Origin of the sequence: Paenibacillus antri, assembly GCF_005765165.1 — a bacterium.
GTDB classification, from domain to species: domain Bacteria; phylum Bacillota; class Bacilli; order Paenibacillales; family YIM-B00363; genus Paenibacillus_AE; species Paenibacillus_AE antri.
Genome location: NZ_VCIW01000003.1, coordinates 310,492 through 322,664, shown reverse-complemented (window position 1 = coordinate 322,664; position 12,173 = coordinate 310,492). Strand labels below are relative to the sequence as shown.

The following is a 12,173-nucleotide window of genomic DNA, read 5'->3' as shown; positions in this document are numbered from 1 at the left end:
GGAGCGATTCCTCCCGAGTAGTCTTTATTGAATGCGAAAATAAGCTTTGATCGAAGCGACGATGGCGTCCGCGATCCGGTCTTGAACCGCGTCGTTGTACAGCTTGGCTTCGTCGTCGGCGTTCGTAATGAAGCCGAGCTCCAGCAGCGCGGCCGGCATCGTCGTCTCGCGAACGACGACGAAGCGTTCTTGCTTCACCTTGCGGTCGGCCGAACCGACGGCCTGCAGAATCGAATCGTGAATTTGTTTCGCGAACTCGACGCTGTTGTCGTTCCAGTAGTACGTTTCCGTCCCTTTCACGGTCGCCGAGGAGGCGGTGTTGGCGTGAATGGAGATGAATAGGTCGACTCCCGCCGCGTTGGCGACTTTCGCTCGCTCTGCGGGAGACAAGTATGTATCGTCCTCGCGGATCGAGAACGGCTCGACGAGCTTCTCGTTCTTGAGCCGATCCAGCACCTTCTGCGTGACGGATAACGTCAAGTCCTTCTCGTATTTCCCCGTGCGCGAAATCGCGCCCGGATCGTTGCCGCCGTGGCCGGCGTCGATCATGACTTTGACCGGCTTCGCTTCGGTGAAGTGAAGCACGGCTCCCGATCCGTCCGCCGCGGTCCGAAGCGAATAAGGCTTAGGCGCCTTCAAATCGACGACGATCCGCACCGTGGACGGCTCCGTCGCGAACAGCGAATACCGGATGCCCGCGATATACGGATGGTTCGCGTCTATGGCGAGCGTGCCGCTCGCGCTGCCGTCGGGACCGCGTTCCAGCGTCGCGTTCGGCAAGTCGACGACGATGCGCTCCGGCGACTTGAGCACGAATACGGTCGGCTTCACTTCGCCCGTCGCCTCGATATGAAGCGCGTCCCCGTCCAGCGTCAGCCCTTGGAACACCGGTTGCGCTTCCGATACCGTCACGGGCGAGCCGGACGAGCCGGTCGACGGCTTCCCAGGATCCGCCGAAGTCGGCGGCGTCGAGACGACCGCTTCGTTCTCCTTCGGCGGCGTCGGAATCGTCGCGATGGGCTTCGCTCCCGCCTGAAGCCGAAATACGTACACGGAATCGGTGAAGCGATCCTTAACGACCTTCACTCCGAGCGTATCCGTCAACCAAGCCGCCGGAACGTACACCGTTCCCTCTTCGCTGCGGGCGGTCGCGTCTCCCGTCGCGGGCGCGCCGTCGACGAAGCGCTGCTTCTCTCCGAGCGTGAAGCGGACTTCCTTCCGGCCGGCCGTTATCGTATACGTCTTCCCGTCTTGCTCCGCCTTCGCGGCGCCGCCCAACCCGGCGATCGCCTCGAGCGATAAGTAGGCCGCGCCGTCGATGGATCGGGCCGACCAGTCGCGTTCTTCGCCGTCAACGTAGAGCGTTGCCGTCGTTGCGGCGGCCAGCGCCGACCCCGGCGCCGCCTGCAGCCAAATCGCCGCCGCCAGCACTCCTCCGGCCGTCCAAGCCAGGGTTCTCCATCCGTTCTTCATAAGTCCCTCCGAATCTAGCAACCATGTTAAGTCTATCAAAAACCGCCAAAAAAGAACATAAAAATAGAGCGTCCGACACTAAGATACTTAATAGACGCACGAGAATAGCAAAAGTTGCTAGTTTCGGTCGAAACGACGATTCAATCTTTTTCGACAAAAATGAGTGATTACTCACTTCTCAAATTCGGATTAAGCGCGTATGATATGAGTGAGTAATTACTCATTTTCTTTCAAGGAGTGGATTGGATGGATTCCGTCATTCGACTGTCGCGGGTCGGCAAGACGTTCGGCGACCGCGCCATCGTCCGCGACGTCTCGTTCGACGTCCCGCCCGGACGCATCTTCGGCTTGCTAGGCCCGTCCGGCGCCGGCAAGACGACCGTCGTGAAGATGATCGCCGGCATCGAAAGCCCGACCTCCGGCGTCGTCGAGCTGCTCGGCGAACGCATGCCGAAGCTGTCGCTCCAAACCCGCATCGGTTACATGGCTCAATCGGACGCACTCTACTCCGATTTGACCGGCGGGGAAAATCTCGACTTCTTCGCTTCGCTCTACGGTCTTCGCGGCGCGGCGAAGAAGCGGCGCTCGGACGCCGTCTTGGAGCTCGTCGGACTGTCCGCCGACCGGGGCAAGCGGGTGTCCCGCTACTCCGGCGGCATGAAACGCCGCCTCTCCCTCGCCGTCGCCCTGCTGCACGAGCCCGCCGTCCTGCTGCTCGACGAGCCGACGGTCGGCATCGATCCGCTGCTTCGGCGCGAGATTTGGGCGGAGCTGGAGCGCATTCGCGCGGACGGCACCTCCATCTTGGTGACCACCCACGTCATGGACGAAGCGGAGCATTGCGATACGCTCGCCCTGATGCGCGACGGCGCGCTCATCGCCGTCGGCACGCCGGCGGAGCTGAAAGCCTCTTCCGGCGCCTCCACGATCGAGGAAGCGTTCCTCGCGTACGGGAGGGCCGTCGTATGAGCCGCGTCGCCGCATTGGTCTTGCGCATTTTCCGCCAGTTCCTCCACGACAAGCGAACGCTCGCCTTGATGTTCGTCGCGCCGCTCGTCATTCTCACGCTCATGTCGCTCGTCTTCGACGGCGATCCTTACGAGCCTTCGCTGCTCGTCGTCGACGCGCCGACCTCCGTAACGGAGCGGCTCGAAGTCGCCGGCGCGGCTGTCGCGACAGCGGTCGCGGCTGAAGCGGCGAAGGCGCTCGCCGCGGGCGAGGTCGACGCCGCGCTCTCGTTCGCCGGCGGGAGCCCGCGCGTCACGCTCGAGGGCAGCGATCCGTCCAAGAGCCGGGCCGCGCTGCTGTTGATCGGCGAAGCGTTGGGCGGCGCCGGCGCTTCGGGGGCTTCCTTTTCCCCTGAGGTGGAATACGTTTACGGATCTGCTTCGTCGGTCCCGTTCGACTGGTTCGGACCCGTCTTGATCGGCGTCTTCGCGTTCTTCTTCGTCTTCTTGATCGCGGGCATCGCGTTCCTGCGGGAACGCACCGGCGGCACGCTCGAGCGGCTGCTCGTCTCCCCGCTTCGCCGCGGCGAGATCGTGCTCGGCTACGTGCTCGGCTTCGGCGTCTTCACGCTGCTTCAAGCCGGATTGATCGCATGGTTCGCCGTTGATATACTGGATATGGTTTTGGTCGGATCGTTCGGGTACGTGCTGCTGATCACCGCCTTGCTGGCGCTTGCCGCGCTGACGCTCGGCGTGTTCCTGTCGACGTACGCGGCGAATGAATTCCAGATGATCCAATTCATTCCGATCGTCATCGTGCCGCAAATTTTCTTCTGCGGGCTGTTCCCGCTCGAGACGATCCATCCGGCGCTCCGGTGGATCTCGCACGTCATTCCGTTGACTTACGGCGCGGATGCGCTCCGCGAGGTAATGGTGCGCGGCGGCGGCTGGAGCGACATCGCCGTCGACGTATCCGCGCTGGTCGGCTTCGCGTTCGTCTTCATGGCCGCGAACGCCCTGGCGCTTCGGAAATATCGCAAGACGTAACTTTCGCGGGGAGGAGGGATAGAGATGGATCGGCCGGAAAAGGACGATGCGGAACGACGCGCTCAGGAGCGTTGGCTCGAGGAGCTGCTTCGGGCGGCGGAGGACGACCGCCCGAAGATGACGGATAAGCAGGCGAGAATCGTGAACGCCGCGATCGAAATCTTCGCCGAGAAAGGGTACTCCGCCGCCTCCACGAGCGAAATCGCTACGAAGGCGGGCGTCGCCGAAGGCACGATCTTCCGTCATTATAAGACGAAGAAGGAATTGTTGTTTTCGATCGTCTCTCCCCTCGTCGCCAAACTCGTCGCCCCTCTGGTGCTCAAGGATTTCTTTAAAGTGTTGGAGGCGCCGTACCCGAACTACGAGAGCTTTCTGCGTGCGGTCATCCGCAACCGCTCCGACTTCGCGCGGAAGCATCTGCCGGCGCTGCGAATTTTGCTGCAGGAGATCCCGTTTCACCCGGAGCTGCGGGAGCCTTATAAGGACTTGGTTGTCGAGGGCGTCCTGCCCCGGATCCGCCGAACGGTGGAGCGATTCCAAGCCGAAGGCGCTTTGCGCGCGGACTTCCCGTCCGACGCGGTCATACGGCTGACGGTCACGTCGGCCGTCGGGTTTTTGTTCGTCCGGCATATCTTGCTGCCGGACTACCCGTGGGACGAAGATGCGGAGACGGAGCGCACGATCGACTTCTTGATGCACGGCCTGGCCGGCCCGCGGGAGTAACGCCCGCGGGTTTGTGAGGCTGTGCTCCACTTTTAACCGCGTATTCGCTTATCTCGCTCATTCCCTGCGCCACCGCCGATCTAAGCGCGGATCCGCGCTTATTTCGCACACTTTGCCTGCCAACCGCCTCTCCAACCGCGTATTCGCGCTTATCTCGCTCGCTCCCCGCGCCACCGCCGATCTAAGCCCGGATCCGCGCTTATCCCGTACACTTTGCCTGCCAACCGCCTCTCCAACCGCGTATTCGCGCTTATTTCGCCCGCTCAACCGCGCCACCACCAATCTAAGCGCGGATCCGCGATTATCACATACACATTGCCTGCCAACCGCCTCTCTAACCGCGTTTTCGCGCTTATCTCGCTCATTCCCTGCGCCACCGCCGATCTAAGCGCGGATCCGCGATTATCACATACACATTGCCTGCCAACCGCCTCTCTAACCGCGTATTCGCGCTTATCTCGCTCATTCCCTGCGCCACCGCCGATCTAAGCGCGGATCCGCGCTTATCACATACACATTGCCTGCCAACCGCCTCTCTAACCGCGTATTCGCGCTTATCTCGCTCGCTCCCCGCGCCACCGCCGATCTAAGCGCGGATCCGCGCTTATTTCGCACACTTTGCCTGCCAACCGCCTCTCCAACCGCGTATTCGCGCTTATCTCGCTCATTCCCTGCGCCCGATCTAAGCCCGGATTCGCGCTTATCCTGTACACATTGCCTGCCAACCGCCTCTCTAACCGCGTATTCGCGCTTATTTCGCCCGCTCCCCGCGCCACCGCCGATCTAAGCGCGGATCCGCGCTTATCACATACACATTGCCTGCCAACCGCCTCTCTAACCGCGTATTCGCGCTTATCTCGCTCATTCCCTGCGCCACCGCCGATCTAAGCGCGGATCCGCGCTTATCCCATACACTTTGCCTGCCAACCGCCTCTCTAACCGCGTATTCGCGCTTATTTCGCCCGCTCAACCGCGCCACCACCAATCTAAGCGCGGATCCGCGCCTATTTCGCACACTTTGCCTGCCAACCGCCTCTCTAACCGCGTATTCGCGCTTATTTCGCCCGCTCAACCGCGCCACCGCCGATCTAAGCGCGGATCCGCGCTTATCCCGCACACTTTGCCTGCCAACCGTCTCTCTAACCTCGTATTCGCGCTTATTTCGCCCGCTCCCCGCGCCACCGCCGATTTAAGCGCGGATTCGCGCTTATCCCGTACACTTTGCCTGCCAACCGCCTCTCTAACCGCGTATTCGCGAACCGCGTATTCGCGCTTATCTCTCTAAGACCCTCTCCGTTCCGACATTCAAAGCGCGTTTTTGCGCTTTCAACCAAACTAGTTTGTTAAAATTTTAATAACTGCGGTTTACGGTTCTGAAGGTATTGTTCGTTTAAACGATAACACGTTACCCTCTTATCTCCCGTCCCTGCGGATATGAGAACCTGCAATGCCAGTAGCTCCTTGAGCAGTTTCCTAGATGTATGCTCCGATGTTCGCAATAATTGCATAATGTCGCTTATCGTGAATGGGGAATGGTACCTGGCATATTGAATGATATGTTCCTTCCATTCTTGATTAATTGTCGGCTTAGGCTTAATGGAATCCATCCACCTACTCAACAACTGCTGACACGCGAGAGGGTGAGCCTGCATATCGCTGAACGCGATCCGCAGAACGTCCCACCCGAGCATGCGCAATCCCGCATCGCGGCGACGGTCGTCGGCGAAACTCCAACGGGAGGCTTCTTTTTGATGGGAGGCGTATCCGTCAACCTCCAGGTCCGCCAACACCGGGTATCGGATCATCGCGTGATCGAGATAACGGGATTTGCCTAACCCGTCCACAATCTCGTACTCCGGAATCAACGACTCTAACTCTCCGTAAACCGGCCACCAAATGTCCCGTAAAAACCGGGTTTCCGCGCATTCGTGGTCATAAGGACTCCCCTTCGACATGCGACGTTCCAACTGCAGCCGACGGTCCCCGGCGCTTTCCTTGAGGTGTTTCCGAAACCAGACTTCATACGCCTCATCGAAACTTCGTTCCATCTCCATCACGACCGCCCCTCCCGAGAAGTTTCTCGAATCCAGACTTCATATGCTTCATCGAAACTTCGTTCCATTTCCATCACGACCGCCCCCTCCAAAAAATAAAGTGTTTACGAAACCGGACTGCATGCGCTCGCGCCGAACTTCCTCCGTGCCCGGCACAGCCGCCCCGTTCGGATACCCAGGCTTCGGACCAGCTCCCAAAGCAACAAACAAAAAAAGCGCCGCCCCCCGGAATCCGGGAGACAGCGCATGCTTTGCACTGACGCGTAGAACGTCGTATTCGATTACGCGCGAGCCGCTTCGTACGCGGCGATCTTGTCTTCGTGCTGCAGCGTCAGGCCGATGTCGTCGAGACCTTGCAGCAAGAACTGACGGCGGTGCTCGTCGAGATCGAACGCGATCGACAGGCCGTGCTCGTCCGCGATCGTCTTGTTCTCGAGGTCGACCGTCAGCTTATAGCCGTCATGCTTCGCCGTGCGTTGGAACAAGTCTTCGACTTGCTCTTCGGACAGCTTGATCGGCAGGATGCCGTTCTTGAAGCAGTTGTTATAGAAAATGTCCGCGAACGACGGAGCGATGACCACGTTGAATCCGTAGTCGAGGATCGCCCACGGCGCGTGCTCGCGGGACGAGCCGCAGCCGAAGTTCGCGCGGGAGATCAGAACGGACGCGCCTTGGTAGCGCGGCTGGTTCATCGGGAAGCTCTCGATCACGTTCCCGCTCTCGTCCCAACGCCATTCGAAGAACAAAAATTGGCCGAATCCGGTGCGCTCGATGCGCTTCAGGAATTGCTTCGGAATGATCGCGTCCGTATCGACGTTAACGCGGTCGACCGGGCAAACGAGTCCTGTAGACTTCGTGAATGCTTGCATGTTCGTATGTCCCCCTTACACGGTTACCGGTTCGGATTTGAAATTCCAGCCGCGCACGTCGACGAAATGCCCTTCGATCGCAGCCGCCGCCGCCATCTCCGGCGACACGAGATGCGTGCGTCCGCCGCGGCCTTGACGGCCTTCGAAGTTACGGTTCGACGTCGAAGCGCAGCGGTCGCCCGGCGACAAGACGTCCGGGTTCATCGCGAGGCACATCGAGCAGCCGGCGTCGCGCCATTCGAAGCCCGCTTCGGTAAACACTTTGTCCAAGCCTTCCTTCTCGGCTTGAATCTTGACGCGGCCCGAGCCCGGAACGACGATCGCCGTCACGTTCGGCGACACCTTGTAGCCGCGAGCGACTTTCGCCGCCGCGCGCAGGTCCTCGATGCGGCCGTTCGTGCAGGAGCCGATGAACACGTAGTTGATCGCGACTTCCGTCATCGGCGTGCCCGGCTTCAAATCCATGTATTCCAGCGCCTTCTCGGCCGCTTTGCGCTCGTTCTCCGTCGCGAAGTCCGCCGGATTCGGCACCGACGCGAGCACGTTCGTGCCCATGCCCGGCGACGTGCCCCACGTCACTTGCGGGATCAACGCCGAAGCGTCGAACTCGACGACGCGGTCGTAAGACGCGCCTTCGTCCGTGACGAGCGCCTTCCACTGCTCGACGGCCGCGTCGAATTCCGCGCCGGCAGGCACGTGTTGACGGCCGCGCAAATATTCGAACGTCGTCTCGTCCGGAGCGATCATGCCCGCGCGGGCGCCGCCCTCGATCGACATGTTGCACACCGTCATGCGCTGCTCCATGGACAACCCGCGGATCGCTTCGCCCGTGTACTCGATGACGTAGCCCGTCGCGAAGTCCGTGCCGTACTGCGCGATAATCCCCAAGATCAAGTCCTTCGCCGTCACGCCCGCCGGCAGCTTGCCGTTCACGCGCACTTCCATCGTCTTCGGCTTCGACTGCTGCAGACATTGCGTCGCGAGCACGTGCTCGACCTCGGACGTCCCGATGCCGAACGCGAGCGCGCCGAACGCGCCGTGCGTCGACGTATGCGAGTCGCCGCACACGATCGTCTTGCCCGGATGCGTCAGGCCGAGCTCCGGCCCCATGACGTGAACGACGCCCTGATCGATCGAGTTGAGGTCATACAGCGTCACGCCGAAATCTTGCGCGTTCTTCGTCAGCGTGTCGACCTGCTGCTTCGAGATCGGGTCCGCGATGTTGAAGCGGTCCTTCGTCGGCACGTTGTGGTCCATCGTCGCGAACGTCAAATCCGGACGGCGCACCTTCCGGCCGGCGAGGCGGAGGCCCTCGAACGCCTGCGGGCTCGTTACTTCGTGCACGAGATGCAAATCGATATAGATGATGCTAGGTTTGCCTTCTTCTTGATGAATGACGTGATTGTCCCAAATTTTTTCGAACAATGTACGTTTCGCCATTCCCGTCACCTCTCCCGTTTTCGCGATAATTGCAATTTCCTCTATAACGTATCCTATCATTTCTTTCGTCATTGTTCCAAGATATAATATCTATATATTTGATTGGTAATATCTATAAGGGGGTCGACCGACCTTGGAATTCCGTCAACTCGGTTACGCCGTTCAGATCTATAATGATAAGAACTTCTCCCGCGCCGCGGAAAAGCTTCACATCGCGCAGCCTTCCTTAAGCCAGCAGCTCGCGAAGCTCGAGAAGGAGCTCGGCGTCACGCTGTTTCACCGGACGACGAACGCCGTCGAGCCGACGCACGCGGGCGAAATTTTCGTGACTAAAGCGCAAGTCATCCTCGACCTCGTCGAGCAGCTCCGGAGCGAGATGAACGATATTTCCAATTTGCGCAAAGGAAAGCTCGTCGTCGGCACACTCCCGATCACCGGCTCCCACATTCTCCCGCTCGTCCTGCCCGAATTCGCGAAGCGCCACCCCGGCATCGAAATATCGCTCGTCGAAGACACCAGCGCCAACCTGGAGCAGCTGACGTCGTCCGGGTCCGTAGACCTCGCGCTGCTCTCCCTGCCGATCGAGGAGACGACGCTCGACTATCGTCCCTACGCCACGGAAGAAATTTGCCTCGCCGTGCCCCAGTCGCACGAACTGGCGACGGCGCCGGAGCCGATCCCGGTACGTTCGCTCGCGGACGAGGCGTTCATCGTGCTGAAGAAAGGACAGGGCTTCCGCCAAATTACGTCGGACATTTGCGCCGAAGCCGGCTTCGCGCCTCGCATCGTGTTCGAGAGCAGCAACATCGAGACGGTCATGTCGCTCGTCGCCGCCGGCATGGGCGTCGCCTTCATCCCGAACATGATCGCCGCCTCGAAGAAGGGGAAGTACGTTCCCGTCTTCAAGGCGCTGACCGATCCGACGCCGAGCCGCACGCTCGTTATCGCCGAACGCCGCGGCCGCTACTTCACGAAAGCGGCGGAAGCGTTCATCGAGACGCTGATGGAGGTGACCTCGACCGAACGCGGCGCGCGCCAAGCATAAGTCGACTCCCCCGCGCATACATTCCTAATAACTCTTGTCCACCTCAACAGAAGGAATGATTGCGATGACTACCTTAACGACGCGCCACCTCCTGACGGAGACGATCATCGACGAATTGCAGCTGCTGCCCGAGCTGCTGCGCAAAGCCGAGATGCGGTATTACAGCGCGCAGCACGCACTTGCGGAAAAGCGCGGCCGGCTCGCCGACGCCGAGTCCGCGTGGCCTTTGGCCGACGCCGCGCCGTACAACGACGAAGCGGCCCGGCTCGCGGCGTTCCGCGCGTATACCGGGCCGCTTCATGCGGACATTCGCCAAGCGCAAGCCGATGCCGACCGGCTGAAGGCGGAGGTCGACTTCCTGCTGCGTCGCCACGACAATTACCGCGTCATGGCGACGCTGCTCGCGAACGGTTAATACAGTTCGGGACGACGGTCCTGGAACACCGGAATCGTGCCGCGGACGCGGTCCGCTTCGGCGAGATCGAGCGTCGCGCGCAGGATCGTCTCCTCTTCCCCGCCTTCGGCGAGCACGTCGCCCCATGGCGAAATGATCATCGAGTTACCGAAAAACTCGGTGCCGCGGCTGACGCCCACTCGATTGCACGCGACGACGAACATCTGGTTTTCGATCGCCCTCGCCAGCAGCAGCGTGCGCCAGTGATGCAGCCGCGGCTTCGGCCATTGCGCCGGCACGAACAGCACCTTCGCGCCGTCGAGCGCGAGGCGCCGGGTCAGCTCGGGAAAGCGGATGTCGTAACAAACCATCATGCCCGCCGCTTCACCGTCGACGACGAGGCGGCCGAGCTCGCCGCCCTGCTTCAAATACTTCTCTTCTTCCATCAACCGGAACAAATGGATCTTCGAATATTCCGACGTGCGCGCGCCCGTGCGATCGTAGACGAAGATCGTATTGTTCACGCCGCCTTCCGTCCGGTTCGCCACCGAGCCCGCGACGACGTTCACGCCGTGCTTCGCCGCGAAGGCGGACATCATCGCGTGCGTCGGTTCGCCGTTCGCGTCGGCGATCTCTTCTATATTTTCCAACGAATATCCCGTATTCCACATCTCCGGCAGGACGAGCACGTCCGGTTTCTCCGCGCCGCCGTTCACGGCTTCCTCCATCCGGGCCAGCGCCCGCTCCCGATTCCGTTCCGGTTCTCCGATCGACACGTCCATTTGAATGACCGCGACTTTCATGCGTTTCTCGTTCCCCTTTGCCCCACTGTTCGAATGGTTTTCCCCCATCATACGCTACCCGCCGCCGATGTCAAGACGTCGAACGGTATACAGGGGAAGACGTTTTTGATAAGATTAATAGCATTTACGTGATAGACGGAGGCAATGGAAGATGAACGATTCGAAGGTGCGCTTTCAACCGGCCGCCCGCATGACGGAGCTGCCGAAGCAATTTTTCGCGTCTTTGGTGAAGAAGGCGAACGCCGCGACGGCCGCGGGCCGCGACGTCATCAATCTCGGGCAAGGCAACCCGGACCGTCCGACGCCGGATACGATCGTCGAAGCGATGAAGCAAGGCGCGGAAAATCCGCAGTTCCATAGATACTCCCCGTTCACGGGGTACGCATTCCTGAAGGAAGCGGTCGCCGAGCGGTATCGGCTCGATTACGGCGTGACGCTCGATCCGGAAAAACAAGTGGCGATATTGTTCGGCGGCAAAGCCGGGCTCGTCGAAATCAGCCAAATCATGCTGAACCCGGGCGACGTCGCCCTCGTGCCGGATCCGGGCTACCCGGATTACTGGTCGGGCGTCGCCATCGCCGGCGGCCGCATGGCGACGATGCCGCTTCTGGAATCGAACGGCTACTTGCCGGATTATAACGCTATCGCGCAGACCAATTTGGAAAAGGCGAAGCTGCTGTTCGTCAACTACCCGAACAACCCGACGTCCGCGATGGCGCCCGCCTCGTTCTACCTGGACACGGTCGATTTCGCGGCGAAGCACGGCGTCCTCGCCGTGTCCGATTTCGCGTACGGCGCGATCGGCTTCGACGGCCGCCGGCCGGTCAGCTTCCTCGAAACGCCGGGCGCGATCGACGTCGGTATTGAAATTTACACTTTGTCCAAAACTTACAATATGGCCGGGTGGCGCGTCGGCTTCGCGCTCGGCAACGAGGAAATTATTGCGCAGATCAACCTGCTGCAGGATCATTTCTACTGCAGCCTGTTCGGCGGCGTGCAGTGGGCGGCGCGCGAGGCGCTGCTCGGCCCGCAGGATTCCGTGCGCGCGCTCGTCGCGACGTACGAGTCGCGGCGCGACGCGCTGTACGGCGCGCTCGCGGACATCGGCTGGCGCCCGGCGAAGCCGGAAGGCTCGTTTTTCTGCTGGCTGCCGGTGCCGAAGGGCTACACGTCAGCTTCGTTCGCGGACAAGCTGTTGGACGAGGCCGATATCGTCGTCGCGCCGGGCATCGGCTTCGGCGAGCACGGCGAAGGGTACGTTCGTCTCGGGCTGCTCACCGACGAAGAGCGGCTGCGCGAGGCGGCTGCGCGAATCGGGCGGCTCGGCATTTTCGGATAAAGAGAGTAGGTTCGCTTCAGGAGACGGGAGTTGGCTTGG

Annotated in this window: 11 protein-coding genes; 6 read left to right on the top strand and 5 right to left on the bottom strand. The window is 60.9% G+C overall.

Annotated elements, in window-relative coordinates:
• Positions 1-24: 24 nt before the first annotated feature.
• On the bottom strand, positions 25-1,473 hold the full coding sequence (locus tag FE782_RS07285) for an N-acetylmuramoyl-L-alanine amidase family protein (protein WP_138193399.1): 1,449 nt from the start codon (positions 1,471-1,473) through the stop codon (positions 25-27).
• Between the two features lie 246 nt (positions 1,474-1,719).
• Here FE782_RS07285 and FE782_RS07280 point away from each other — a divergent pair, with 246 nt between their 5' ends.
• From FE782_RS07280 to FE782_RS07270, 3 genes are read left to right on the top strand one after another with little or no spacing between them, the layout of a single operon-like run.
• A complete protein-coding gene (locus tag FE782_RS07280) occupies positions 1,720-2,442 on the top strand; it encodes an ABC transporter ATP-binding protein (RefSeq protein ID WP_138193398.1) in 723 nt (240 codons plus the stop codon).
• Positions 2,439-3,467, top strand: a complete 1,029-nt coding sequence (locus FE782_RS07275) for an ABC transporter permease (protein WP_138193397.1) — start codon at positions 2,439-2,441, stop codon at positions 3,465-3,467. Before FE782_RS07280 ends, FE782_RS07275 begins: the two co-directional genes overlap by 4 nt.
• A gap of 24 nt (positions 3,468-3,491) precedes the next feature.
• A complete protein-coding gene (locus FE782_RS07270; protein ID WP_138193396.1) occupies positions 3,492-4,190 on the top strand; it encodes a TetR/AcrR family transcriptional regulator in 699 nt (232 codons plus the stop codon).
• A 1,343-nt stretch (positions 4,191-5,533) separates the two neighbouring features.
• Here the strand turns inward: FE782_RS07270 and FE782_RS07265 are convergent.
• The 3 genes from FE782_RS07265 to leuC all read right to left on the bottom strand — a co-directional run bounded on the left by FE782_RS07265 (position 5,534) and on the right by leuC (position 8,553).
• Positions 5,534-6,247 (bottom strand): putative endonuclease domain-containing protein, encoded by a 714-nt coding sequence (locus FE782_RS07265; protein WP_138193395.1) that lies wholly within the window; start codon positions 6,245-6,247, stop codon positions 5,534-5,536.
• A gap of 278 nt (positions 6,248-6,525) precedes the next feature.
• Positions 6,526-7,113 carry a 3-isopropylmalate dehydratase small subunit gene (gene leuD / locus FE782_RS07260; RefSeq protein WP_138193394.1) on the bottom strand — a complete coding sequence of 196 codons (588 nt, stop codon included), beginning with the start codon at positions 7,111-7,113 and terminating at the stop codon, positions 6,526-6,528.
• A 15-nt stretch (positions 7,114-7,128) separates the two neighbouring features.
• Positions 7,129-8,553 (bottom strand): 3-isopropylmalate dehydratase large subunit, encoded by a 1,425-nt coding sequence (gene leuC / locus FE782_RS07255; RefSeq protein WP_138193393.1) that lies wholly within the window; start codon positions 8,551-8,553, stop codon positions 7,129-7,131.
• Positions 8,554-8,686: 133 nt separating this feature from the next.
• On the opposite strand from leuC, the gene FE782_RS07250 reads away from it, so the two are divergent.
• Together FE782_RS07250 and FE782_RS07245 are read left to right on the top strand one after the other, a co-directional pair.
• Positions 8,687-9,598 carry a LysR family transcriptional regulator gene (locus FE782_RS07250; RefSeq protein WP_138193392.1) on the top strand — a complete coding sequence of 304 codons (912 nt, stop codon included), beginning with the start codon at positions 8,687-8,689 and terminating at the stop codon, positions 9,596-9,598.
• Positions 9,599-9,662: 64 nt separating this feature from the next.
• The gene (locus FE782_RS07245) at positions 9,663-10,013 is read left to right on the top strand and encodes a hypothetical protein (protein WP_138193391.1); all 351 of its coding nucleotides are present in this window, start codon (positions 9,663-9,665) and stop codon (positions 10,011-10,013) included.
• On the opposite strand, the gene FE782_RS07240 is transcribed toward FE782_RS07245, so the two are convergent.
• Positions 10,010-10,795 (bottom strand): carbon-nitrogen family hydrolase, encoded by a 786-nt coding sequence (locus FE782_RS07240; protein ID WP_238392374.1) that lies wholly within the window; start codon positions 10,793-10,795, stop codon positions 10,010-10,012. The two genes, FE782_RS07245 and FE782_RS07240, sit on opposite strands and share 4 nt — an antisense overlap.
• 151 nt (positions 10,796-10,946) lie before the next feature.
• Here FE782_RS07240 and FE782_RS07235 point away from each other — a divergent pair, with 151 nt between their 5' ends.
• Positions 10,947-12,134 (top strand): pyridoxal phosphate-dependent aminotransferase, encoded by a 1,188-nt coding sequence (locus FE782_RS07235; RefSeq protein ID WP_138193390.1) that lies wholly within the window; start codon positions 10,947-10,949, stop codon positions 12,132-12,134.
• Positions 12,135-12,173: the final 39 nt, after the last annotated feature.